Below are 23,443 nucleotides of genomic sequence, written 5' to 3'. Positions count from 1 at the left end.
GTGGGCTTAGAAGCCCGGATGGGAGTGTGTCGAATAGAAAATATCCACAGCCTTGGCGGAAGCCCACATGGGAGTTAAATATACGGTACTGCCTTAAAGATATCCTCAACATAATTTTGGAAAGTTACTGTAAATTTCAATATAAAATACTACCAATAAACCCAATTCGAAAAATGTCAGTATCGATAGTTTTATAACACCACAAAACAGGAACCAATCTCAATGAGGAAGAAGGACTACTATACGCCCTCATTGCTTTTTGCCATCGGGGTTTGCCTGCTTTTCATAGGATTGCTGTTAATCGGTTTGTTTCGCCTTAACCGTCGCTCCGAGCCATTCGAGGTGGAGCTAACATTTACGATAGTGGGTTTAGCAGTTCCGCTGGCACTCTACGGTATAAACGCAATGTATGGCTTCAGAAGATACAAGCCAGCCACTCTGGCAGGATTTGCCGCAACTATCTCAGCAGTCCTCCTCTTTATTGTGCTGTATCCTGAGAATTGGTACTACCCACAGGTAATCTATGTCGCAGTCCTGTATGCCCTTGGCCTTGTGCTATTTTTCAGCAGTTCTTTTGCGGAGGCAGTGATGAGGATAATCGAGGGAACAAAGACTATCAGGACAACATACACTGAAAGGAAGAAATTAGAGAAGAAAATCGATACAGATATCGATTACGAGGAGGCAAAGATCATCGTGCCGAAGTTCGAGGACAGCGCGCTGGACTTGAAGATAGTCGAACCAAAGGCTGACATCAAGGTGGGTAAGGTTCTGCAGGAGCGCAGGGGCAGAGTCGTGAAGATTAAGGACACAGTTCCCGAGGCTAACGAGCTGATCAAGGTCAGCACAGGGAAGCTGAGGATTAAAAAGGCAGAAGTTAACGATGTTAACGAAGCATCGAAAATACTGAAAATGCTTGAAGAGGAGAAACTCAAAAAGGAGGATAAGAAGAAGTTCAAACTTTTTGGTGGTTAAAAATCTGTACCGGAGGTTGAAATATGGCAAAGGGTCTGGATATAGGAACGATGAATATAATTTGTGCGGAAATGGAAGGAGAAAATGTCGTGTTCGTGCAGCAGAGGAACGCGTTCCTCGAGCTGGAGTACAACGAGATGACGAAGATGATGCTGGACAACGCGAGGGTTGCTTACGTTATCAAGGGGAACAAGATCTACGTGCTTGGAGACGATGCTCTGAAGTTTGCAACGATATTTAAGAAGAACACGAGGAGGCCGATGAAGTCTGGCGTTCTGAGCCCCGAGGAGAAGGAGGCACTTCCGATTATAAAGCTTATGATAGAAAAGGTAGTTGGCTCGCCAGCCAATGCAGGCGAGGTTGCGTGCATATCCTCTCCGGCAAAGCCCATTGACTCGGACATCGAGGTGCTGTACCACAGGAAGACTATGGAGGCGCTGATAAAGAAAGTCGGCTACAATCCGTTCGTGATCGATGAGGGTCTGGCAGTCATCTATTCTGAGCTTGCGGACACGAGCTTCACGGGAATCGGTATTAGCTTCGGAGCGGGAATGACGAACGTCACGGCAGCGTACTTTGCAGCGCCTATAGTCTCTTTCAGCATCGCACAGGGAGGTGACTGGATTGACGAAAACGTTGCAAAAGCCACTGGATTGCCGAGAGAGCAGGTCTGCTCAACGAAGGAGAGCGGATTCGAGCTGAAGAAAGAGGTGGAACTCGGTAGCGTAGAAGGAGCTCTCGCGATATACTATGACCAGCTCATCTCCCACGTGGTTGAAAACCTGAGCAGAAAGCTTGCTGAAGCGACACCACCGGCTGTGGAGTTTCCAATCGTGCTCGCAGGTGGAACATCAAAGCCAAAGGGATTCAAAGCCCTCTTCGAAGAGAGGTTGAGCGAGATAGGTTTGCCCGTGAATGTTTCCGAGATCAGGGTTGCCAAAGACCCGCTGTTCAGCGTTGCAAGGGGATGTCTGATAGCTGCCAAGACGAGGGAGTCCTGAATTTAGATAGACAATATTAACTACGTCATTTTTACTCATTTTCTACTTTTTCCAGAAAAGAGAAGCTTGGCTTCAAATTTAGAAAATTAGATTCAGAACTTGAGAAGACCCTTTCTCTCCAGCCACTCAACCTGCGGATTTGTGTATCTCCAGATCACGTCGGCTCTTTCGTCCTGGAACGACCAGGGCACGATTATTACAATGTCGCCTTCTCTTATCCATATCTTCTTGCGCATCTTGCCAGGTATGCGCGCAAGCCGCTCTTTGCCATCTTCACACTTCACCTTTATGTGGCCTGCCCCCATCATGGACTCTACAACAGCGAACATTTCTCCTTTATTCCTGTCAGGGAGCCTGACCCTTATTACCTCATCGGTCAGATAATCACCTCTCTATAATTATTGTACAATCTCTCACCAGTCAACCTGTTACTCGCAACTGCAACCAGCCTGAAACTCAGCAAGTTTTCTCCTTGATGCTTCGAGTAATTTGTTTAAATATTTTGCTGCAGCTTTTTTCAGGTCTGCTGGATGCAGTTTCTTTGATGCGAAGTCGGATACGAGCTCGTCGAAGCTATTGTATTCGATATCTCCCCCATACTTCTCGTCTCTCTCCACAACTACCTTTTCAAAGCGAGGGAAGATGTGGTACTGCATTATCTGAATGATGGGGTTATCCTCAACCTGTCCAGCGGGACAGTAGGCCTTTCTCAACTTCTTTTCAACTTCCTCTTCGCTGTCTCTGACCGAGATATAGTTTCCCTTCGAAGAGCTCATCTTCTGGCCATCCAGGCCGAGAAGTATTGGTGTGTGAAGACAGACAGGTGATAGATAGCCGAGGCGAGGCAGGTTCTCTCTCGCGAGCATGTGGATTTTTCTCTGATCCATTCCTCCAACAGCGAGGTCTATTTTCAGGTGCGCTATGTCTAAAGCCTGCATGAGGGGGTATACCATCTGAGAAACCATGGGGTCTTCCTTCCTCCTGCTGACCTCATCCATGCTTCGTCTTGCTCTGTTTAGTGTGGTGATTCTCGCCATCTTGAGGACATCAAGAACGTAATCCCTGCTGAGCTGGTACGAACTGCCAAGAACAAATTCTGTTTTGTTCTCCTCAAGTCCAAGAGCTATAAACGCCTGCTTGTTGTACTCGGCAATCCTCTCAATTTCCTCAAAATCACCCTTCTCGTTAAGGTAGGCGTGAACATCTGCTAAGAGGACAACAACATCAAAACCAGCATTCTGAAGGTCTATAAGCTTGTTTACAGTCATCAGATGGCCAAGGTGTATCTCACCACTTGGCTCGTAACCCACGTATGCTCTTGGCTTTTCATTCGTTTCAAGAAGAGTCCTCAGTTCGTCTTCTGTGACAATCTCTACAGCATTCCTCGTAACCAGCGCTACCCTTGAGTCAATATCCATACCGGCAGCTAAGCCGGATGACTATTAAATTTTATCCTGTCCACACTAAAGTTTCATCCTGTACACTGTTTTGCATTCTGGACATTCGAATTCAAGTTCGATAGCTTTTGAGTTTGAATTTACAAGCCTGATAGCAAGGAATGGATTTCTGCAGCGCGGGCAGAAAATGGACTCAGCATTTTCCACTAATCGCGCCTCGACTGTCATATGGGGGCGTTTTGCAAAATAGTATTTAAGGATTATCTAATGATTGTGATGATGAAAAATTTGATAACAGGCGGTTACAGCTCCGCCTCGAAGTCTTCGACTGCGTACGGGAACTCCGATATTCCTCTGTTCCTCAGAATCTCTCTCGCAAGCAGCCAGTAAACGAGAGCGAGGGCCTTTCTACCTTTGTTGTTCGTTGGAATGACTAAATCGACGTTTGCTGCCGAATTGTTAGAGTCGCACAACGCTACGACAGGTATTCCAATGTCTGTCGCTTCCTGCACTGCCTGGCTGTCTATCGCCGGGTCTGTTACGATGACTACATCAGGTTCTCTGTATTCCCTGAGCATCGGGTTTGTAAGCGTACCCGGTACGAACCTGCCAACTATGCAGTCTGCTCCAACCACTTTAGCGAACATCTTTGCAGGCTTTTGGCCATACTGTCTTGCTGCAACAACAAGAATCTTTGCTGGCTCAAATCTAGATAGGAACTTTCCTGCAATCTTTATGCGCTCGTCGAGTTGTCTTATGTCAAGGACGTAGAGCCCGTCTGGTCTTACCTTGTAGATGAACTTCCTCATGTCGCCCGTTTTCACCTGCGTCCCTATGTGCACTCCCGCTGCGAGGTATTCATCCGGTGATATCAAATACTCGTAAACTTCCTCCTGCGCTTTCCCTTCTTCCCTAATCATCCTGACAGCCTCCTGATCTTTACCATTGTTGGGGAGTCCATATACTCCTCAATCCTCACAAGCTCGTTGAGCTTGGCAAGTCTTTCCCCGCCAACAACTCCCGTCTTTATTAATGTTGCGTTGAAGGCAACGCTTAGATGTGCAATGGTTTCGTCTTCCGTTTCACCGCTCCTGTGGGATACAACAATCTCATAGCCGTTATCCTTGCTCAGCTTTACGGCTTTTATCGTGTCGCTCAGCGTACCCACCTGATTCGGCTTTATCAGAACGGTGTTTGCCGCCCCGATTTCAATGCCCTTCTTTATTCTTCTCGGATTAGTTACGAAGATGTCATCTCCACATACCATGCACTTGACCTGCTTTGTAAGTTCGGCAAAACCCTCGAAGTCGTTCTCGTGCAGCGGGTCTTCGACGTATAGCAGGTTGTGTTTGTCGATTAGCTCGGCTATGTATGTAATCTGCTCCTCCGTGCTCAGCTTTTTATCCTTGTAAACGTAGCGCTCCCCGTTCCATAATTCGGTGGCAGCAACGTCAAGTCCAATCCTTACCTCTACATCCATCTCATCCTCGACTTTCGCGATGGCAGCCTCGAGTATCTCGAAGGCCTGTTCATCGCTGATCTGGGCTGCCCATGCACCCTCGTCGCCTTTTGCTGCGAATATGCCCCTCTTCTTGAACTCCTGCTTTATTGCCTTGTGAATCATCGCATTCGTTCGCTGCGCTTCAAAGAAGTCGCTTGCACCAACTGGGATAACGAGAAACTCCTGAATGTTTGTCGAATCTTCAGCATGAGCTCCTCCACCAATAACATTGCCGAGAGGATATGGAATCTCGTTCACAAGCCCTCCAACGTATGCGTAGAGCGGCACGCCAAGTATTTCGGCTGCAGCCTTGGCCGTAGCTAAGCTTGCGGAAATTGCGAAGTTGCCACCAATGCTGGAGAAATTTTCAGTTCCATCGATTTCTCTCAAAGCCTCATCAACGCTGAATTGATCGAAGACACTCATTCCAACAATACCTTTGGAGATTTTCTCCTCTATTTCGTCGATTTTGTACGGGTCAGCTACGATAGCCTCTTCACTTCCAGTTGAGGCGCCACTCGGAGCAATTGCTCTTCCGATAACTTCACCAGCTTCAATCTCACATTCGACTGTCTCGTTTCCTCTGCTGTCAAAAACGATTCTATATCTTACGTCTTCAATTATCATTCAATTTCACCTCAGAATAAATCATTGCGCTCAAGCCATACAAAACTGTTTCTTCTTCTTCTGACGGTGATGGGAATTATGCCCTTCTCGAACTCCTCTCTCGCTATCTCGAGAGGGTCGGTTCTGTCTGTCTCAATAAGGACTGGAGCACCCATAGCTATCTGCAAAGCCCTCGCTCCGATGATACGGGCTTTTTCAAAGCGTGTATATTCAAAGGGAAAGGTCTTCCTACTGGCTTTCGAAACCGTAATCATCACCTCCGGGAATAAGTGGGGCCGCCGAGATTTGAACTCGGGTCACGGCGTCCCGAACGCCGCAGGATCACCAGGCTACCCCACGGCCCCGTGGAAGCGGGCAAACTCCTTTATCACGGACTTGTACGTCAGAAACATTCTCCTGCAGCAGTATCTGTTTATGCCGAGCTCGTCGAGGGCATCCTTCGGAGACTTGCCCTCTTCGAGCTTTTTGGAGTACTCCTCCCACTTGTGAGCTATGACAGCCCCACACGTAAAGCAGCGAACGGGAAACATAAATAAATCACCTGTAGGAGGTCTGCCTCCTCTTTCTTGCTCCTCTGCCTCCCTGTTTCTTTGGCTCCTTTCTCCTTGTGTCGTTTACGAGCAGGGAGCGGTCGTACTCGAGGTAAACCTTCCTCAGCTCCTCATCTCCACTCCACTCCACGAGCCCCCTTGCGATGGCGGTTCTTGCAGCTTCGGCCTGAGCCATGAAGCCTCCGCCGTTCACTACGACGTCGATGTCGACCTTGTTTGCAAGCTCCTTCGCCATTATCAGGGGCTCCATCAAGATCATCCTGGCCATTTCGGGCTGGATTATCTCGACAGGAATCTTGTTTATTCTGACCCTTCCTTTACCATCCCTCACAGTCGCTCTTGCAACAGCAGTCTTCCTTTTTCCGCTCGTGAGCACGATCTTCATGCTTCCACCTCTACTCTGTAACCGAGATATTTGCTAACCTCTCCAAGTGTGACGTACTTGTCTGTTTTTGAAACTTTCTCAAGCAGAGCCTGTTCCACTACTTCAAACTGCTTTCCTTCGAGCTCTTTGGGCACACCCATGAACACCTTAAGCTGTCTGAACGCTTCTCTCCCCCTCCTGCTCTTCCACGGCAGCATGCCTCTTACGGTTCTCTTGAATATTCTCTCCGGGTGGCGCGGGAAGTATGGGCCTTTCTCCTTGCTGCCCCTGTCATACTTCTCCTTATATCTCGAAAATACCATGTGTCTGTCTCCGGTTATTACAGCCTTCTCTGCATTCACAACGACGATCTTCTCTCCGTTAAGCAACCTCTTCGCGATTACACTCGAGAGTCTGCCCAAGACGTGGCCGCTGGCATCAATTACAGTATAATCATCGCCGAGCAGTTTGAGAATGCGTGAAACGTTTACCGACATGCCTCATCACCCGATTATTCTGAACTTTCCTTCAGCCTGCATTGCCTCGCTTATGCTCATGCAAACTCCGCCCGCCTCCTCAATCTTCCTCTTGGCCACGGCAGAGAAGCCGAGGGCTGCAACCTTGATGGGCTTTGTAACTTCTCCACTTCCGAGGACCTTCCCGGGTACGAGTGCAATCTCGTCGTCTGATACGTACTTCTCGAGCTTCGACAGGTTCACTTCGGCGTACCTCCTCCTCGGCTTCGCCAGCCGCTCCGCCAGGTCTTTCCACACCCGTTTATCCTTTGCAAGCAACTCATCGATCAGCTTTACGAGATTCGGGTTCGACTTTCGCCTCTGCAATTTCCTGAGCCTGCTCATAACTATCCCTCCAACGAAAGCATGGATATGTATTTAAAGATAACTGCCCCCGTGAGATGTCGTAATAAAAAGCTTTTTGCTCAGCAATGTTTTTCACTGAAGCATCTAGACGCAATCCATTCGGCATGGTTATTTGAACGGCTGTGGGATAATTTAACTACTGAAGATACTTTCGTTATGGTATTAAATGTCTTAAACATAGCTTCTACGCATTCGTCTTACAAATACTTTTTCTAAAATCTAAATATCGAAAGACTTTAAAATTTATGTAGTTTTTTGGTATATAATGTTAGAAATATACTGTCCAGTGGTTGGTGGAAAGTGCAATAAGTCTGTAAGAGTCAAGAGAGACGTATTTTTCTTAGCGGAACCCTTTGATTCTGATAGGGGAAGGAGGGAAAAGGCCGTACGGAATGCTATAAAAAACGCACTTGGGAAAGACTACAGCGAGAATTGCTTAATCGTTGGGGATAATGATCCAAAACACCCTTCATGGTTTTGCGATATCTGTAGAATGATTCAGTCATCAGCTTATGGAATAGTAGATATAAGCGACCTGAATCCAAACGTGCTAATTGAGTTTGGAATGATGATTGGTTTAGGGAAACCCGTTTTTGTCTTGGTGAAAAAGAGTGAAGAAAAGAAAATCAAGGACTTGCTTCCCTCTGATATAATATGGATGAGAGTAGTTCCATACGAGGAGTTTATAGACATTGAAGATGTACTCGCACAGCTTATCAAAAACCGCCCCGAGATTGAAGAAGAGCGAACCCCTATCGATGTGGTGGGAGAAGTAGCTAGGAGAATAAATCCTGCTTTAGCAAAGGAGCTTGAAAAATTCAAAGAAGAAATTAAAAGAGATTATGAAAAGAAGATAAATAGACTTGAAGAGCTACTAAAGGACAGTGGGTTTGATACAGCTGAAAAGAAAAATGAAATCCCTAGTCATATAGAAGAACATGTAAGGAGTATTATTAAAGAAGTCGAAGGTAGTGAGAGAGCTCTTGGTTTTCCTGATGACGTAGAATTAGCCTATCTGCGGGCAGTGTACTACTACAGGAAAGGAGAGTATGAGAAGGCCATGACTCTGTGCAACTGGGCTTTAGCTGTTGATCCTACTTATGCTGACGCGTGGAATGGAAAAGGTGCTGTATTGTATAAATTCGGAAAATACTATGAAGCAATTGAATGTTTTACTAAAGCCTTGAAGATAAATCCAAAATTTGTGAATGCTTGGAACAACAAAGGTAATGCGCTATGCAGGCTTGGGAAATACAGAGATGCGATTAAATGTTATAACAAAGCTTTAGAGATCGATCCAGAATATATGGAAGCTATAATGAATCTTTCAGAAATTTTTATAATTTTAGATAAATTAAATGATGCTTTAGTTTTGGCGGAGATGGCTTTTAAAAAAGCAAACAGCATCGAAGAAAGAATTATTTCAAGATTTCTTATAATCTCTGCCTATATTTTCAAAGGTGAACTCGACAAAGCTGATAAAGAAATGATAGAGCTTGCTAAAGAGCTCAACGGTTTCAAAGTAAGGCGTTGGGACTTCTCGCCGATGATGCCAGCTATAGAAAAGATAGAAGATGAGGAGGCAAGGGAAAAACTATTATCGCTTATATCTCTACTCAGAGGCGAGTAATTAGAATCAAAACCAGCAGGAAAACAACCACACCATGAGGTCACCCACCAAGACAGCAATAACGAACCCTACCGTTATGAAGCAAAGGAATGGGAGACCGGGTGTTACCCATACCTTCTTAACTATTCCTTTATCCGCTGCCTTTCTCAGCTTGTCCAGCATCTCCTCTGTTGGTTCGATGCTCCTCAGCCTCCTCTTGACCTCTCCACCTTCAACATACTCCAGCAGGTTGTGAAACCTTGGAACAGCCCTCGCGTCAACCTTGTAACCTATAAGGCAGTAAGGAAACTCAAGGTTTCCCGATAAAGCGTTTCTAACCAGGAGAACTGCTACGAGAAAGGGAGCGGCGAGTACAGAATTCGCAAGCGTCGTGAAGGCGAGCATCCCCAGCCCCTCGTTCAGCAGGGGAAAAACGAAGAAAGATGGATACGCTGGAAAAGCAATGGCTAAACACATGATTGCCTTCGCGTCCGCTCCACCGTAGAGCCCGAGATAGTAGAGCGCATAACAGAACGCCGCAACGAATGCAAACTGGAACAGGGCAAATGTAAGGCTGAATGGCTGCAGGTAGTATTCAATTATGTCGAGGGGCAGGAAAACAAGGAGCATAAGTTTCCAGAGGCGGTTTGGAACCCTCCTCTCCTTTAAATCCATCTTACAGGCTTCCAGGAGAAAGACAAGAGCCACTGCTATCTTAATTAGAGCTATCATGGCTGTATATGTCGATTAAGTCTGAAATTATTGCGCTCGCGGTCTCTATTTTGCCAGCCCCTCTGCCTATGACAAAGATCTCTCTTGCGAGGTCGGTTTGAATCAGCACGGCGTTGAGAGTCCCTCTGACCGCAAGAGGGTGGTGGAGTGGGAGGAGTCTTGGGGAAACCCTCAATCCGTCTCTACTTGCCTCAGCAATCAGCCTTATGGTATAGCCTTTTTCCATGGCTATTTCGAACGCCTCGGGAGTTATGCTCGTTATTCCAACGACTTCGACATCGTTGAAGCTCACATCCATACCCATCACTGCATTTGCGAGAATTACGAGTTTCGCTGCAGAGTCTATGCCTTCGACATCGTAGCTGGCGTTTGCTTCGGCAATTTTAAGCTCCTGCGCCTCGCTGAGAATCTGGTGGTAGCTGAGTCTCTCCTGCTCCATCCTTGAGAGAATGTAGTTGCATGTGCCGTTCAGAATACCTTTTATAGAGAGAATCTCGTTGCCAGCGATGTCTCTCTTTGCGAGTTTTATGAGGGGCATCGCTCCGCCGACTGTAGCTTCGAACATCAGTCTGACTCCTTTGCGTTCTGCAAGCTCTGCAAGCTCTTTGTAGGCGACAACGAGGGGGCCTTTGTTCGACGTGACGACGTGGCAGCCCTTGTTGAGGCAGGCTTTGATATAACTCAGCCCCGGTTCTCCCGTTTCTATGTTCGTTGGCGTTGCCTCGATAGCTACGTCGAAGTCGATGCTGTCTATTATGTCCATCACGCTCATGCCGGGTGGTAGACTTCCTTTCTTCTTCGCTTCAAGCGCCTCCTTCAGGCTAATTCCGTTTTCATCGCAGATTGAACCCTTCGAGTCCGCTACAGCCACAACTCTGTATTCTCCAATCCACCTCTCGATTCTCTCTCTGTTCATCAGTATTTCAGCAACACCCTGCCCAACTGCCCCAAAGCCGAAAATAGCTATCCTTATCATGTCGATTCCTCGTTCAGGGGCTCTATCATCAAGATGTTCTTCTTATTGCACACTTCTCTCAGCAGATTTATCGCTTCTCTGAGTTTCTCTTTTCCGGTTGCAGAAATCGTGACCATTGCCGTTGATGGTTCATTCAAGTGGGGCATGGATATATGCATCTCTACAACTTCCGCGTAACCAGTTTTGTCGATGCTGTTAATGGTGTCGCCCAAATCGGTATGGATTATGTGACCTACGAGCAGAATGGATGTTGTTGCAAGAAGTCTTACCTCGTTGTAGCTTCTTACTATGATACCGTGTCCCTTGATTGACTCGATGAGTTCTTCGACTTTCTTCTCATCTATCTGGAGAGACACCTCAACCGGAATTCTGCCGAGGGGAGTGCGTTTGTCCCTCTGGTGGATTATGCTGAGGATATTGCCACCAAGCTTTGAAATGGGCTCTATGACCTTCAGCAACTGTCCTGGCTGATCCTTGAGTTCGACGACAATAGATATTATCGCCATATCCCAGCTCACTCGTAAATCGGAACTCCTTCTGTTTCTGTCAGTTTTCTGAACTCATCCATAAGCCTTTTCGTTATCTCTCCGGGCTTTCCATCGCCTACAGTTCTGCCATCGATTACGGTTATTGGTGCTATCTCAGCAGCCGTTCCCGTAACGAATATCTCGTCCGCAGAATAAAGGTCAAACAGACCGAGGTTCGTCTCCTTGAACGGTATTCCAAGCTTCTGAATTATCTCTATTGCCACGGCCCTCGTTATTCCCTTCAGGTTGTTGAGGGTTGGGGGAGTGTAAACTGCTCCATTTTTGACGATGAACACGTTATCTCCGCTGCCTTCGGAGATGTAGCCGTTGTGATCGAGGAAAATTGCCTCATCACCACCCTTAGCATTGGCTTCGATCTTCGCAAGGATGTTGTTGAGGTAATTCAGAGACTTGATGTTTGGCGGGAGCGAGTCGATTGCATTCCTCCTGACGGTAACAGTTACAGCCTTCAAACCCTTTTCGTACAGGTCTCCATAGAGCTTGCCCCACGGCTTCGTTATCACGATGATCATCGGCCTGCTGCATTTTCTTGGATCGAGGCCGAGGTCACCAACACCTCTCGTTACGATTGGCCTTATGTACGCGTCTCTCAAATTGTTTCTCCTCAAAGTTTCAAGGATTATGTCCATGAACTCTTCCTTCGTAACGGGAATCTGGAGGTCTATCACCTTTGCACAGTCGTAAAGACGATCAATGTGTTCCTTAAGCTTGAAAACTCTGCCGTTATAAGCCCTGATGCCCTCAAAGACTCCGTCGCCGTAGAGAAAGCCATGGTCAAAAACGCTGACCTTCGCCTCGCTTTCCGGCACAAACTCACCGTTAATATAAACAAGCAAATCGTCGCTGGACATCGGATTAGCGTGGAAAACAGTCTATAAAAACGTATCGGTTAAATCCTGCTCAGCGCTCCTCCACCTGTTTTCCCCTCTCCGAGGGGATTACTCGTATTTTTGCGTCGGGAAACTGGAGGCTGAAGACTTTCCCATCCAGCACATCACGCAGGAAGACTGCGAGGGCTGCAACCTCGCTGTGGGGCTGCGTCCCTATAGACACGTTCATATCTGCAAGCTCGTAAACTTCGGGTGGGACCTTCTCTGCACCCACTATAGCGAGCACTTTTTCCACTTTTTTTATATCGTCGATTTTTTCGGGTAATGGAACGCCGTACATTGTGAGGTGGACCTTCAGACCATCAAATTCCTTCAAAAGCTTTTTCCAGTTGCACTCTTCTACGAAGAACTCTCCACCCCAGCGCCTGACAACATCTCTTACGCTCTCGAACACCTTCCTGTCGTAGGTGTCGAAGTAAATTCCTTTCGCCCCGAATGCCCTTGCTGTAAGCGCAACGTGGGTGGAAATTCTCTTGTCTCTCTCACTTCTATGTCCAAGGCGGAGAACGTAAATTTCGGGCATAGAATGGCTACGGGCCGGTGGATATATAGAGTTGATGAGTATGTCGATGCCAGTATCTTATTATGAAATCGACAAAAAATAAAACTGAGTTTAAATTTTCTACAGCTTTAAAATATATCCAGATTAAAGCCAAAGATATTTATATTTTGAAGTTGTGATCTTTCAACGATGCGTGCATCAACGGGTGTCGAGGGCCTCGATGAGATGCTTAACGGTGGACTTATTCCCGGTAGAACATACCTCGTAAAGGGAGGGCCGGGTAGCGGAAAGACAATACTTTCGATGCTGTTTCTTGTGGAGGGCGCAAAAAGGGGCGAGAACTGCATATATGTTACCCTTGAAGAGCCCATAAATGAGGTAAAGGAGGACATGAAAAACGTGGGGGTTGATATTGATAGTTTCGATAACATACACATGTTCGACGCTTCACCTTCAGGAGAAACTCTTTTCGGAAACTCGTTTTTTAGAAATCTCGAACTTGATATTCCCGGTTTCAAAGCTGCACTGGAGGCAAAAATCGAGGAACTGAAACCCACAAGAATCGTCGTAGACCCCATAACCATACTCGAGCTCGCCTCAAAAAGCGAGGTTGAGTACAGGAGGGACATGATGTCTCTCTTCAATATCTTCAAGGTTCACAAGGTTACGGCGCTGCTGACTTCTGAAAAAACCGGGGTTTCTCCGGAGGATTTCCTGGTGAGCGGAGTTATAGAGTACGTTGAGTACGAGATAAGAGGCAGGCTGATTAGAGGAATTAGAATAAGAAAGATGAGGGGTACCGCCTTTGATGAGTCCATCAGACCGTACCGCATAACATCGGAAGGAATAAAAGTATTCAGTGAGGAGAACATCTTTGAGTGAGGGTTGCCATGTTCTCCTCCGGTACTGCTCTCGACAGGCTACTTGGTGGAGGAGTAGAGGAAGGAAGAACAGTCCTTGTGGAAACTGTCGGTGGGCTCGGTGAGGAGGTAGTCCTCGGGTTCATTGTTAACGCCCTCAGAAACGGCAGGAAAGTCCTGATTCTGCTGGGAAAGAGAAGAATGAGGGATATGATTCGTTTTGTGGGTGATGGTAGCGGAAGTTATGAGATGATTGCTCCCGAAAATGGGGACATAAGCCTCGAAGAACTGTACACCATAGGTGACTCAATAAGAAGAAGAAATGCGGAGCTTGTAGTATTCTTTCTCCTTTCGTCACTCCTTGTTCTGCATAAACCTGATAAAGTGTTTGCCTTCTGCACAGATCTGTGTAACCACATCCGGAGCAGGAACTCCACGGCCATATTCACCCTCGATAAAGCCCTCAGCGATATGAAAACGAGAGCAATGTTTGAGGAATCATCTGATGTGGTTATAGAAATAGAGGAGATCATAGAGGGCTTCAACATAAGAAGAGGCATAAGGGTGAAGAAGAATCCCATTGCCCCTCCTACTGACTACTATGAGCTCAAGCTTACCAACGGGGGTATTGAGATAGGTGAAAGGATACTATAACGGAGTATATAGAGTTTCGAGAGTATGAAAACGTATGTGGTATCCCGAAATAATTTCACTCCTCAATCAACCACCTCCCGCTAAACTCAAACACCCTTTCAGCGGGCAACTTTCTCAGAAACGCCTGATAAGGAATCTCCAGTTCATCAAAATTCAGGCTCATGTGAGGCTTCACGTAATTATACCAGTAAACAAACTCATCCAGCGATTCAAAAAGACCAATTTTCTGCTCCATCAAACCAAAGAACCTCTCTATCTTTCCATTGGTTTGAGGGTGGTTTACCCTCGCCAGAATGTGCCTTATTCCATTCTCCTTCAAGAATTCTTTAAACTTGTGCCTAGCCTTCTCTCTGCTTTTTGCAGCAACAAATTGGGTTCCGTGATCAGTAAGAATCTCATCTGGAATGCCATATTCAGCGAATCCCTTTCTCAGAACTCTGATTGTGTTCTCAGTTGTAGCGGAATCAAAAACACCGTAGCAGGTTATGAAGCGAGAAGCATCATCCATAAAGGCTATTATCCACTTCTCTCCAAGCATTTTCCAGTCTCCCTGCCATAAGGACATGGAGTGTTTTCTCTCGTATCTAACCCATTTCCTCCTCTTCTTCTTGTTCATGTTCTCCTCCACCAAACCGTGTTTGAGTAAAACTTTGTATATGGTGTTGTGCGGAATGTGAATTCCATAATCTCTTTCTATCAGCTTTTCCAGTGGAACTGGGCTGAGTCTGTATTTGTTGTAGGTTTGCAGGATTATTTGTTCTATCTCTTTGTCTATCTGTTTGGGTTTTCTTCCCGATTGTCTCAGTTCTGGAATTTCTCCTGTTTCCTCGTATTGTTTTTTAATCTGGTAGATTCTTCTTGGTGTTACTCTCATCACAGCAGCTATTTCCTTCACTGGAGTTCCTCTGTCAAGTTGTCTGATTATCCACCTGATCTTTTTGTTCGTTAGTTTTCTCACAAGAGTTGGGTTTAGGGTTGTGAAATAATTTTGGGATACTACAGAGTATGAAAACGTAATCAAAAAATATTTTAACAATACCCTTCTTACGGGCGAAAGTGACCAGTTTTCAGAGACCTCCGTTGGGCTCTGGTCAACTTGTACTGCTCGCCACCCTTGTTGGTGTGATTTCGGGAGTTGGTGCCTTCGCATTTTACTTTCTCTTGGATCTCTGCACAGACGTGTTTCTCTCCGGGCTGGATAGCTACACACCTCCTCCCGCCGGTGGCGAGGTGGATGTGGTAAGTCTCAACTTCCACGCGTCACTTTTACCTCTCTACCTTATCCCGGCCATAGGTGGTTTGCTGAGTGGTCTGATAGTTTACACCTTTGCTCCAGAAGCGGAGGGTCATGGGACTGATGCGGTCATAAGGGCATTCCACAGGATGAGGGGTGAGATAAGGTCACGGGTTCCGATTATAAAAATGATCGCATCATCAATAACCATAGGTAGCGGCGGAAGCGCCGGCAGAGAGGGGCCAATCATTCAGATTGGAGCTGGTTTTGGCTCAGCGCTGGCATCACTTCTGAACCTTTCGGACAGGGACAGAAGAATCCTGCTCGTATGTGGAATGGCTGGGGGAATCGGTAGCATATTTCGCAGTCCATTTGGTGGAGCAATTTTCGGAATTGAAGTGCTTTACAAGAGAGACTACGAAGTCGAAGCCATAGTTCCGGCTTTCATTTCATCAATTACAGCGTTTATCGTCTTTGAGCTTATTATAGGGCACATCGCTGGTGTGCACTTTGGTATGCTGCCCATCTTCAGTATTCCGAACTTTACCTTCAGTTCTCCCCTTGAAATGCTCCTGTGTGTACCCCTCGGTCTGTTTGCTGGAGTTATTGGAATCCTGTACATCAACACGTTCTACTCCATCCACAACGCATTCAAGAAATTGAACATCTCTCCCTACCTCAAGCCGGTGATTGGCGGACTTGTAACGGGAGTCATCGGCTTCTACGTTCCGCAGGTTCTGGGAATGGGATACGGGTATGTTCAGGAAGCACTGTACGGAAAGCTTGCCATTTATGTTATCATTGCGGCAATATTCGGTAAAATAGTTGCCACTTCGTTCACCATAGGTTCTGGAGGAAGTGGTGGAGTATTTGCCCCGTCCATCGTAATTGGCAGCATGGTTGGAGCGTTTTTCGGATATGTTTTCCACGACATCATTCCAGTCACCGCGCAGCCCGGGAGTTACGTCCTCATAGGTATGGCTGCATTCGTCGCTGGAGTTGCCAAGACACCCATAGCAGCCGTGTTGATGGTTCTGGAAATGAGCGGTGGCTACAACCTGCTGCCTGCTTTACTGCTTGCATCGACCGTGGCATACTACATTACCGGGGACAGATCCATATACGCCGAGCAGGTGGCAACAAAACTGGAAAGTCCAGCTCACAGAGGTGAACTCTCCGTTGATATTCTCCAGAAGATAAAAGTGAGCGAGGCCATGACGCCTGCAGACAAAATTATAACGGTAAGTCCCTCTTCAACGGTGATGGATGTTCTGGAACTCATTGAAAAGACCGGGCACATAGGTTTTCCAGTTGTAGAGAACGGCAGGCTTGTTGGTATTGTGACCTTCGAAGATGTGGAGAAGGTGCCGATAGAGGAGAGGGAGACGACGAGTGTGGGAGAGATAATGTCGAGAAGTGTTATTGTAACGTATCCCGACGAGAGTCTTGAAGAAGCGCTTGTAAAGCTTGCAACCTACGACATAGGAAGGCTGCCTGTAGTTAGCAGAGAAGATGAAGGAAAGCTCCTCGGACTGATAACAAGGTCTGCAATAATAAGAGCCCACGCAAGGGCTACGAGGTCAGTAGAATAACAAAAACTATTTGGGATAGATAGATAATATTACCTACATGTCATAATTTTACTATTTGGTGCGGTTATATTTCCCACGGAGCCCTCTTTTCGACACCCCATTGCGCCCACGGATAGCAGCGTCCACCGTTGATCACGTTCTCCTCACACACCCAGCACTCGTAATCCATGACCTTGAGGGACTTCCTCTTCTCGCAGAATGTTAATTCACCCATCATTATGACAAAAAGGCAAAATAAGAGTATATAAATGTTACTTTAAATTTTTTCTACCATGAGTAATTATATTAGTTATACAATTCTCACTAAACTTTAATAAAGCCACGGCAAGCAGTGGAGTCGATGAAACTGTGGGTGGGAATAGACGACACCGACTCAAGCAGGGGGATGTGCACCACGTATCTTGCTGTGCTTATCGTGGAAGAACTTGAGGAGAGGGGTTTAAGCGTAGTAGGCTTTCCGAGGCTGATCAGGCTCAACCCCACAATTCCTTTCAAAACGAGGGGAAACGGGGCGGTCTCTTTTCTCGTTGAAGGAAACCTCGACGACGTAATGGACGTTGTGAGGGAGAAAATAGAAGAATACGCAATGCTTGAGGACGAAAAAACGAATCCTGGAGCAGTTTTCGTCGATGCAGAGAACGACAGGGTTATGAATGCCCTATCGAAGTTTGCCCTCAGAGCGGTAAGAGGCGTCATAAGTCTTGATGAGGCGCTGTTTATCATAGGAAAGTACATGATACCTCACCTCAGGTACAAGCTCGGAAGGGGACTTATCGGGGCCCTCGCTGCCGTAGGCCTTGACCTCGACGATTACACCCTCGAGGTTCTCGCATACAGAAAGCCGGAACGTTTCGGAACGCCAAGAGAGTACGATGAAGAATCGTTCTTTGAAGCGGACAGAAAAACCTACCCAAGGACGTGGGACACTGTTGACTGGCACAACAGGGTGGTGGTGGCGGTTCCAGGTTCTCCCGATCCTGTCCTGTTCGGAATAAGGGGCGACGACCTCGCTGCGATAAGGGAGGCCTTCGATACCGTTGAGACTGAGCCAGTCGACAGGTACATGACCTTTGTAACAAATCAGGCCACGGATATGCATCTGATACACGAAAGGAACACGAACAAACTCGAGGACTACCACTCGTACATAGTGAGAGGGAAGGTGGTTGAGGAGCCAAGCACAATAACTGGTGGACACGTCTTCTTTGCCATCGAAACACGGTTTGGGGATGTGAAATGTGCAGCGTTCGAACCAACGAAGCAGTTCAGAGATGTCATCCGGGAACTTAAGGCTGGCGACATCGTTGAAGTTTACGGATCTATGAAAAAGAACACGATAAACCTCGAAAAGATAAACATCGTCAGGCTTGCAGAGACATACGTCTACGAAAACCCCGTCTGTCCGGTGTGCGGAAAGAGAATGGAATCTGCCGGTAGAGGGCAGGGGTTCAGGTGTAGAAAGTGCAAAACAAAGGCCCTTGAGAAAGTTGCGAGAAGAGTTGAGAGGAAGATAGAGGAGGGCTTTTACGAAGTACCTCCGTGTGCGAGGAGGCATTTATCAAAGCCCCTTGTCAGAATGGATGTTTCAAAGAAGCACATCTTCCGGTAAGTTTAACTTTTGCGCACAGTATAATTAATGGAGGTGGGATGTATGAAGATCACATGGCTGGGGCATGCAGCTTTTCTGCTTGAGGGTAGCAGGAGGGTGTTGATTGATCCGTTTCTTTCGGGGAACCCGGCGTCTCCTGTAAAGCCTCAGGAGGTTGACGTGGACGTCATTGCCGTAACACATGGTCATGGAGACCACCTTGGAGATGCCATAGAGATCTCAAAGCGCTGCAACGCTCCTGTCGTGTGCATTCACGAACTTTCGAGGTATATAGCCATGAACGGTGGAAATGCGGTCGGCATGAACATCGGCGGTACGGCTGAGGTTAAGGACGTAAGGTTTACGATGGTTCCTGCCTTGCATTCTGCAGACGTTGAGGAGAACGGCAGGCTGATAAGTACTGGCTGTCCTGCAGGTTTTGTTGTAGAACTGGACGGTGTGAAGGTTTACCATGCAGGCGATACAGATGTTTTCATTGACATGCAGTTAATCGGCGAATTACACAGCCCGGACGTGATGCTTGTGCCCATAGGGGACTGGTACACCATGGGAATAAGGGGTGCAGTTAAGGCCCTTGAACTCGTAAAGCCAAAAGTAGCCGTTCCAATGCACTACGGCACGTTCCCGGTCATAAATCAGGATCCCGAGGAGTTCAGAAAGTTAGCCGAGGATAAGACTGGAGTCAAGGTAGTAGTGCTCAGACCGGGAGAGGGGTTTGAGTATCCCTGACAACTATATATTTAATTTAAGCATACCGAAAAATAGATTGCATACTATTTGTTTCAATGACCACCCATTCTATTAGGGGGAATAAAAAAAGATTTAATTATTTTTATTCTTATTTCGAAAAATTTAAATATGCTGGTATTAGTCCTATTATTGTAATAAGTATGAGTATCACCTCAATATAAGGATGGATCAGAAATGAACGAAATAAAGTGTGTTTCGGTCAGGTTGAATAAGATTCAGGCAATTATAGCTGTTGATGTCACGAACAGGAGAGTAGAAGTCGTCAACTGCAATTACCACGACTTCTGCAGAGTGAACGGCCTTCTGCTGAATGGAGAGTGTCCTGCATACTGTCAGGCAATCGTCGCTGCCAAGAGCTTTGCCATATGGGGTAGGGTAAGGGCTGAAACGTACATAATAGAGCCGGAAAAGTGCCAGTTCTATATGGCAAAACAGGAAATACTTGCACGCTAAAGAGGGACGAGGATCGCTCCATCTCGTCCATCCAGCAGTCTTGCTTTCCCTTCGTAGTAGAGGCTGACCGTGAGGGCTGAGATTACTGCATCTACCTCGTTGTGGTTGCTCAGGTTATCAATGCCCTCAACAAATCTCGCGAGTTCGGCAATTATTCGCTCTCTGCCTCCTTTGGTGGACTTTTTTACGTCGGGGGCTATGCCGAGCCGTCTGCGAGTCGCATACGGATACACCTCGAAGACTTCAGCACCAATTTTTCTGAACTCTTCCGCGATTTCCATTCCCCTGTTTACTACAGACCTGAAGAAATCTGCTCCGGACGGAAAAAGCCTTATCCCCAGCTTTAGGAGCTTCCGCTCGCATTCTCTAAGGCTTCCCGACTCCGGAAGCGAAAGAGGTGCATCGATGCCAACAGCGTCGCATTTAACAGGCTCGTTATACTTTCCGCAATAAACAAGCCTTCTGTTATCGAGCAGGGCGATGTAGCTCATTCTGACGCCAACGTCAATGCCGCACACGAGCATCTATAAAGGTTCAGAGTAACGAATTAAAAAACTGTTCTCACGAAATAAGAGAAAAAAACATAGGGAAAGAGTTATCAAAATTTACTCCTCGCTCTCCTCGCCCTCGGTACCGCCGCCCTTCTCTTTCTCGCTCTCGATGCCCTTAGCAGCGATGACATCGTCAATTCTCAGGATCATTATTGCTACCTCGGTTGCGCTGCTGATTGCCTGCTTCTTGACCCTCAGCGGCTCAAGGACTCCAAGCTCCTTCATGTTCTCAACTTTTCCGCTGAAGACGTTGACTCCAGCGTAGACGTTGCCATCCTCGTGGGCCTTCTTGAGTTCGACGAGTATGTCGATGGGGTCAAGTCCAGCGTTCTCCGCGAGACTCCTCGGTATAATTTCGAGTGCCGTGGCGAAAGCTTCGGCTGATAGCTGCTCCCTTCCACCAAGTGTTGGTGCCCACTGCTTGAGCTTCAGGCTGATCTCAATCTCTGGCGCACCTCCGCCCGCAACGACCTTGCCGCTCTCCAGTGCTGCCTTCACGACCTTGATGGAGTCAGTCAGGCTGCGCTCAACCTCATCGACGATGTGCTCGGTACCGCCCCTGATGAGGATCGTCACGGCCTTCGGGTTCTTGCAGCCCGTCACGAACACCATCTTCTCATCGCCGACCTTGCGCTCCTCGACAAGCTCAGCCTCGCCGAGATCCTCTGGCTTGATGTCTCTGAGATCGGTCAGAATCTTTGCTCCCGTCGCCTTGGCGAGCTTCTCGATGTCGCTCTGCTTTATCCTTCTAACAGCGAGCACTCCAGCCTTTGCGAGGTAGTACTGTGCAAGGTCGTCAATGCCCTTCTGGCAGAAGACGACGTTTGCTCCGGCGTTGACGAGCGCATCTACCATGTCCTTGATCATGCGTTCCTCCTGCTCGATGAACTTCTGGAGCATCTCTGGGTCGGTGATTCTAATCTCCGCATCGGTCTCAGTCTCCTTGACCTCGAGGGCTGCCTTAAGAACTGCAATCTTTGCGTTCTTTATTCTCTTTGGCATTCCTGGGTGCACGACTTCTTTGTCGATCACAATTCCATCGATGAGCTCGGTGTCTTCAACGCCTCCGCCCTGCTTCTTCTCGAGCTTGATTGCGTCATCGTCAACTTTGTAACCGCTGTCGGTCTTCTCTGCAACCTTCTTGACCGCATCGACTACGACTCCGGAGAGGTGCTCTACTGCGTACTCAGCGTGCTTTCCGGTTATAGCGGTAGCAGCGACCTTTTTGAGGGTTTCATCGTCGTTCACGTCAATACTCATTGCGATCTCGTCAAGAATCTCCATTGCCTTCTCGGCTGCGAGCCTGTAACCCCTGGCGATGATGCTCGGGTGGATGTCCTGGTCGAGTAGCTCTTCTGCTCTCTTGAGAAGTTCACCGGCAAGAACTACAGCAGTCGTTGTACCATCACCCACCTCGTCTTCCTGGGTCTTTGCAACTTCAATTATCATTTTTGCAGCCGGGTGCTCGACATCCATCTCTTTAAGTATTGTAACTCCATCGTTGGTGATAACGACGTCGCCGAGGCTATCGACGAGCATTTTATCCATTCCTTTCGGCCCAAGAGTCGTCCTAACAGCCTCGGCAATAACTCTTGCAGCCATTATGTTGAGTCTCTGGGCGTCTCTTCCAACAGTCCTCTGGGTTCCCTCTTTCAAAATCAGTACAGGCTGCCCCTGCAGCGTAGCCATTTCTTCTCACCCCCGCCTATGGGCTGGGAATTAGTAGAACAGTAGTTCTATATATTTCTTTCGGTCGATTTCTTTTCATTCAAGAGGGTTATAAAATCTTTTGGCGAACTGACGCACGCGAGTTCCTCCTTCATGAGGAATACTACAGATGAAATACCCTTTTTAACTTCTTTCTCAACTATGTATGCTGCTTTGGTCGAGAGGACTTCAGAGACCTTACCAATAATCGCGGCTCTCCTCTCGATCTCCCTGACCTGTTTAACACCTGTTAAAACAGCCTCGTCACCTGTTTTAGAAACAACGTCGAAAGGAGCATGCTTTATCGGGTAAACGTTCACGCCTATGCAGCGTAGCTGCTCCACTATCTCCGCTTCACCATTCCTCAGCTCAACATCCTCCTTTGGTTCGACATCATCCTTAACGAAGTTCAGGATGTCTATTGCCTTGATCACGTACTCGCCGAGGAACTCTTCGAGCTTCACTGCATTCTCCACCGATGTATCAACACCTTCTTCGTACTTCTTAATGGCTCTCCTCGACACGCCAAGCATCTTTGCAAGTTCGCCAATGGATATACCGAGTCTTTGCCTCGCCTCTCTTATCCTCTCGCTGTCGAGCCTGACGTAGTAGCCACCCGGAGCTGAATAGACCATCGGCGGGATACCTTCCACAACAAAATCGTAGAACGTTGCGGTGTTTATCACAGGCAACCCGTAGCGGTTGTAAACTACACCTCTCTCAAGGTAGTCGAATTTGAAGCGCTCGCCGACGACTACCGGCGAAGCTTTCAGCAGCTTGGCGACAAGCTTCATCTCTTCGGCCATCTCAGCCTTGAGAGAATCGACGTTGTAGAGCACCTTTATGAGCATGACTATTTCATCTTTTCTTGCAACGATGTCAAAGCAGCGGGGTTTGGTCTCAACTAAGTCCGTAACTCTGAAACCTGCCTTGTCCAGTATCCTGAGTATCGATTCTACCACCGCTGCGTGCATCCAGTTTACAGTAGGTATGATTTACTATATAAAACTTTGCGATTTTGCTTGTGTTTTTTCTGTTGATTCATCCTTCGCCCGCTGGAGAGGGAGCAAGCAGTCCAGCTAAAGCACCCACCGCAGCGGAGCCAAGAGCAACAAGTACATCGGGAGTCGTCTTGTCTACCATGGTTATTACGATGGCTCCAATGACAACAGCAAGCACCGTCAGACCGAGCGCTATAACAACTATGCGGTAAATCCAGACATCGCGCCTGAGCGGTTCAGGTATTGTCGCAGCAACCTCTCTGATTGCCGCAACAGGATCCTCCTTGATTTTATTCTGGAGCTCTTCATCCTCTTCGATTTTTCTAATAAACTCGCTCCACCGTAAATTGCTCATATCAGCTCCTCCGTAATGGACTTTCACCCATCCTATTTACAATGGAATATCATTAATTTATGATTTCGCTTTTTGTCTGCTAAACCGACGATGTCAGTGTATTCCCAACCTTCCACGTATTAC

At 47.3% G+C, this 23,443-nt stretch carries 30 protein-coding genes and 1 tRNA gene; 9 read left to right on the top strand and 22 right to left on the bottom strand.

Annotated features, from left to right (window positions below; translation table 11 throughout):
• Window positions 1–222 precede the first annotated feature (222 nt).
• Both ARCVE_RS07945 and ARCVE_RS07940 read left to right on the top strand, forming a co-directional pair.
• Window positions 223–975, top strand: coding sequence for a DUF7139 domain-containing protein (locus ARCVE_RS07945; RefSeq protein WP_013684257.1), 753 nt, complete (start codon window positions 223–225; stop codon window positions 973–975).
• 23 nt (window positions 976–998) lie between these two features.
• Complete coding sequence (locus ARCVE_RS07940; protein ID WP_013684256.1) at window positions 999–1,976, top strand: rod shape-determining protein; 978 nt, start codon at window positions 999–1,001, stop codon at window positions 1,974–1,976.
• A 92-nt stretch (window positions 1,977–2,068) separates the two neighbouring features.
• Here ARCVE_RS07940 and eif1A read toward each other — a convergent pair whose 3' ends face one another.
• The 11 genes from eif1A to ARCVE_RS07890 all read right to left on the bottom strand — a co-directional run bounded on the left by eif1A (window position 2,069) and on the right by ARCVE_RS07890 (window position 7,276).
• The gene (gene eif1A / locus ARCVE_RS07935) at window positions 2,069–2,356 is read right to left on the bottom strand and encodes a translation initiation factor eIF-1A (RefSeq protein WP_013684255.1); all 288 of its coding nucleotides are present in this window, start codon (window positions 2,354–2,356) and stop codon (window positions 2,069–2,071) included.
• 48 nt (window positions 2,357–2,404) lie between these two features.
• On the bottom strand, window positions 2,405–3,394 hold the full coding sequence (locus ARCVE_RS07930) for a tyrosine--tRNA ligase (RefSeq protein ID WP_013684254.1): 990 nt from the start codon (window positions 3,392–3,394) through the stop codon (window positions 2,405–2,407).
• A 45-nt stretch (window positions 3,395–3,439) separates the two neighbouring features.
• Entirely contained in the window at window positions 3,440–3,601 is a 162-nt protein-coding gene (locus ARCVE_RS11375; RefSeq protein ID WP_156786040.1) for a hypothetical protein, read from the bottom strand.
• A gap of 74 nt (window positions 3,602–3,675) precedes the next feature.
• Entirely contained in the window at window positions 3,676–4,293 is a 618-nt protein-coding gene (gene rpsB / locus ARCVE_RS07925) for a 30S ribosomal protein S2 (RefSeq protein ID WP_013684253.1), read from the bottom strand.
• On the bottom strand, window positions 4,290–5,501 hold the full coding sequence (gene eno / locus ARCVE_RS07920) for a phosphopyruvate hydratase (RefSeq protein WP_013684252.1): 1,212 nt from the start codon (window positions 5,499–5,501) through the stop codon (window positions 4,290–4,292). Before eno ends, rpsB begins: the two co-directional genes overlap by 4 nt.
• A gap of 11 nt (window positions 5,502–5,512) precedes the next feature.
• A complete protein-coding gene (locus ARCVE_RS07915) occupies window positions 5,513–5,755 on the bottom strand; it encodes a DNA-directed RNA polymerase subunit K (RefSeq protein ID WP_013684251.1) in 243 nt (80 codons plus the stop codon).
• A gap of 16 nt (window positions 5,756–5,771) precedes the next feature.
• Window positions 5,772–5,845: transfer RNA gene (locus tag ARCVE_RS07910), tRNA-Pro, on the bottom strand.
• A complete protein-coding gene (locus tag ARCVE_RS11125) occupies window positions 5,831–6,031 on the bottom strand; it encodes a DNA-directed RNA polymerase subunit N (protein WP_013684250.1) in 201 nt (66 codons plus the stop codon). The genes ARCVE_RS07910 and ARCVE_RS11125 overlap by 15 nt, the downstream gene beginning before the upstream one ends.
• 7 nt (window positions 6,032–6,038) lie before the next feature.
• On the bottom strand, window positions 6,039–6,437 hold the full coding sequence (locus ARCVE_RS07900; RefSeq protein WP_013684249.1) for a 30S ribosomal protein S9: 399 nt from the start codon (window positions 6,435–6,437) through the stop codon (window positions 6,039–6,041).
• The gene (rplM, locus tag ARCVE_RS07895; RefSeq protein ID WP_013684248.1) at window positions 6,434–6,913 is read right to left on the bottom strand and encodes a 50S ribosomal protein L13; all 480 of its coding nucleotides are present in this window, start codon (window positions 6,911–6,913) and stop codon (window positions 6,434–6,436) included. The genes ARCVE_RS07900 and rplM overlap by 4 nt, the downstream gene beginning before the upstream one ends.
• Before the next feature lie 6 nt (window positions 6,914–6,919).
• On the bottom strand, window positions 6,920–7,276 hold the full coding sequence (locus tag ARCVE_RS07890; protein WP_013684247.1) for a 50S ribosomal protein L18e: 357 nt from the start codon (window positions 7,274–7,276) through the stop codon (window positions 6,920–6,922).
• A gap of 286 nt (window positions 7,277–7,562) precedes the next feature.
• On the opposite strand from ARCVE_RS07890, the gene ARCVE_RS10845 reads away from it, so the two are divergent.
• A complete protein-coding gene (locus ARCVE_RS10845; protein ID WP_013684246.1) occupies window positions 7,563–8,927 on the top strand; it encodes a tetratricopeptide repeat protein in 1,365 nt (454 codons plus the stop codon).
• Between the two features lie 6 nt (window positions 8,928–8,933).
• On the opposite strand, the gene ARCVE_RS07880 is transcribed toward ARCVE_RS10845, so the two are convergent.
• From ARCVE_RS07880 to ARCVE_RS07860, 5 genes are read right to left on the bottom strand one after another with little or no spacing between them, the layout of a single operon-like run.
• The gene (locus ARCVE_RS07880) at window positions 8,934–9,638 is read right to left on the bottom strand and encodes an A24 family peptidase C-terminal domain-containing protein (protein WP_013684245.1); all 705 of its coding nucleotides are present in this window, start codon (window positions 9,636–9,638) and stop codon (window positions 8,934–8,936) included.
• Window positions 9,622–10,614: a homoserine dehydrogenase gene (locus ARCVE_RS07875; protein ID WP_013684244.1), complete on the bottom strand. Its 993-nt coding sequence runs from the start codon at window positions 10,612–10,614 to the stop codon at window positions 9,622–9,624. Before ARCVE_RS07875 ends, ARCVE_RS07880 begins: the two co-directional genes overlap by 17 nt.
• Window positions 10,611–11,120 (bottom strand): ACT domain-containing protein, encoded by a 510-nt coding sequence (locus tag ARCVE_RS07870; protein ID WP_013684243.1) that lies wholly within the window; start codon window positions 11,118–11,120, stop codon window positions 10,611–10,613. The genes ARCVE_RS07875 and ARCVE_RS07870 overlap by 4 nt, the downstream gene beginning before the upstream one ends.
• An 8-nt stretch (window positions 11,121–11,128) precedes the next feature.
• On the bottom strand, window positions 11,129–12,013 hold the full coding sequence (ilvE, locus tag ARCVE_RS07865; RefSeq protein ID WP_013684242.1) for a branched-chain-amino-acid transaminase: 885 nt from the start codon (window positions 12,011–12,013) through the stop codon (window positions 11,129–11,131).
• 49 nt (window positions 12,014–12,062) lie between these two features.
• On the bottom strand, window positions 12,063–12,575 hold the full coding sequence (locus ARCVE_RS07860; protein WP_013684241.1) for a tRNA (cytidine(56)-2'-O)-methyltransferase: 513 nt from the start codon (window positions 12,573–12,575) through the stop codon (window positions 12,063–12,065).
• Window positions 12,576–12,743: 168 nt separating this feature from the next.
• Between ARCVE_RS07860 and ARCVE_RS07855 the strand changes: the two genes are divergently transcribed.
• The gene (locus ARCVE_RS07855) at window positions 12,744–13,436 is read left to right on the top strand and encodes an RAD55 family ATPase (protein ID WP_013684240.1); all 693 of its coding nucleotides are present in this window, start codon (window positions 12,744–12,746) and stop codon (window positions 13,434–13,436) included.
• Window positions 13,433–14,068: an RAD55 family ATPase gene (locus ARCVE_RS07850; protein ID WP_052302978.1), complete on the top strand. Its 636-nt coding sequence runs from the start codon at window positions 13,433–13,435 to the stop codon at window positions 14,066–14,068. The genes ARCVE_RS07855 and ARCVE_RS07850 overlap by 4 nt, the downstream gene beginning before the upstream one ends.
• A gap of 55 nt (window positions 14,069–14,123) precedes the next feature.
• On the opposite strand, the gene ARCVE_RS07845 is transcribed toward ARCVE_RS07850, so the two are convergent.
• The gene (locus ARCVE_RS07845; protein ID WP_013683952.1) at window positions 14,124–15,026 is read right to left on the bottom strand and encodes an IS481 family transposase; all 903 of its coding nucleotides are present in this window, start codon (window positions 15,024–15,026) and stop codon (window positions 14,124–14,126) included.
• A 98-nt stretch (window positions 15,027–15,124) separates the two neighbouring features.
• Between ARCVE_RS07845 and ARCVE_RS07840 the strand changes: the two genes are divergently transcribed.
• Window positions 15,125–16,894 (top strand): chloride channel protein, encoded by a 1,770-nt coding sequence (locus ARCVE_RS07840; RefSeq protein WP_013684238.1) that lies wholly within the window; start codon window positions 15,125–15,127, stop codon window positions 16,892–16,894.
• Between the two features lie 64 nt (window positions 16,895–16,958).
• Here ARCVE_RS07840 and ARCVE_RS11370 read toward each other — a convergent pair whose 3' ends face one another.
• Window positions 16,959–17,111: a hypothetical protein gene (locus ARCVE_RS11370; protein ID WP_013684237.1), complete on the bottom strand. Its 153-nt coding sequence runs from the start codon at window positions 17,109–17,111 to the stop codon at window positions 16,959–16,961.
• A 123-nt stretch (window positions 17,112–17,234) separates the two neighbouring features.
• Between ARCVE_RS11370 and ARCVE_RS07835 the strand changes: the two genes are divergently transcribed.
• From ARCVE_RS07835 to ARCVE_RS07825, 3 genes are all read left to right on the top strand, one after another.
• On the top strand, window positions 17,235–18,503 hold the full coding sequence (locus tag ARCVE_RS07835) for a tRNA(Ile)(2)-agmatinylcytidine synthase (RefSeq protein ID WP_013684236.1): 1,269 nt from the start codon (window positions 17,235–17,237) through the stop codon (window positions 18,501–18,503).
• A 42-nt stretch (window positions 18,504–18,545) separates the two neighbouring features.
• Entirely contained in the window at window positions 18,546–19,232 is a 687-nt protein-coding gene (locus tag ARCVE_RS07830) for a metal-dependent hydrolase (protein WP_013684235.1), read from the top strand.
• A 195-nt stretch (window positions 19,233–19,427) separates the two neighbouring features.
• On the top strand, window positions 19,428–19,706 hold the full coding sequence (locus tag ARCVE_RS07825; protein WP_013684234.1) for a hypothetical protein: 279 nt from the start codon (window positions 19,428–19,430) through the stop codon (window positions 19,704–19,706).
• Here ARCVE_RS07825 and ARCVE_RS07820 read toward each other — a convergent pair.
• From ARCVE_RS07820 to ARCVE_RS07805, 4 genes are all read right to left on the bottom strand, one after another.
• Complete coding sequence (locus ARCVE_RS07820; RefSeq protein WP_013684233.1) at window positions 19,703–20,230, bottom strand: DUF429 domain-containing protein; 528 nt, start codon at window positions 20,228–20,230, stop codon at window positions 19,703–19,705. The genes ARCVE_RS07825 and ARCVE_RS07820 overlap by 4 nt on opposite strands.
• Before the next feature lie 81 nt (window positions 20,231–20,311).
• Window positions 20,312–21,946, bottom strand: a complete 1,635-nt coding sequence (gene thsB / locus ARCVE_RS07815) for a thermosome subunit beta (RefSeq protein ID WP_013684232.1) — start codon at window positions 21,944–21,946, stop codon at window positions 20,312–20,314.
• A gap of 47 nt (window positions 21,947–21,993) precedes the next feature.
• Window positions 21,994–22,938, bottom strand: coding sequence for a transcriptional regulator (locus tag ARCVE_RS07810; RefSeq protein ID WP_013684231.1), 945 nt, complete (start codon window positions 22,936–22,938; stop codon window positions 21,994–21,996).
• Window positions 22,939–23,005: 67 nt separating this feature from the next.
• Window positions 23,006–23,320 (bottom strand): hypothetical protein, encoded by a 315-nt coding sequence (locus ARCVE_RS07805; RefSeq protein ID WP_013684230.1) that lies wholly within the window; start codon window positions 23,318–23,320, stop codon window positions 23,006–23,008.
• Window positions 23,321–23,443 lie beyond the last annotated feature (123 nt).

This window comes from Archaeoglobus veneficus SNP6 (assembly GCF_000194625.1).
Classification (GTDB): domain Archaea; phylum Halobacteriota; class Archaeoglobi; order Archaeoglobales; family Archaeoglobaceae; genus Archaeoglobus_C; species Archaeoglobus_C veneficus.
Note: the sequence above shows the minus strand (reverse complement) of the source record. Positions and strands in the feature narration are given on the sequence as shown.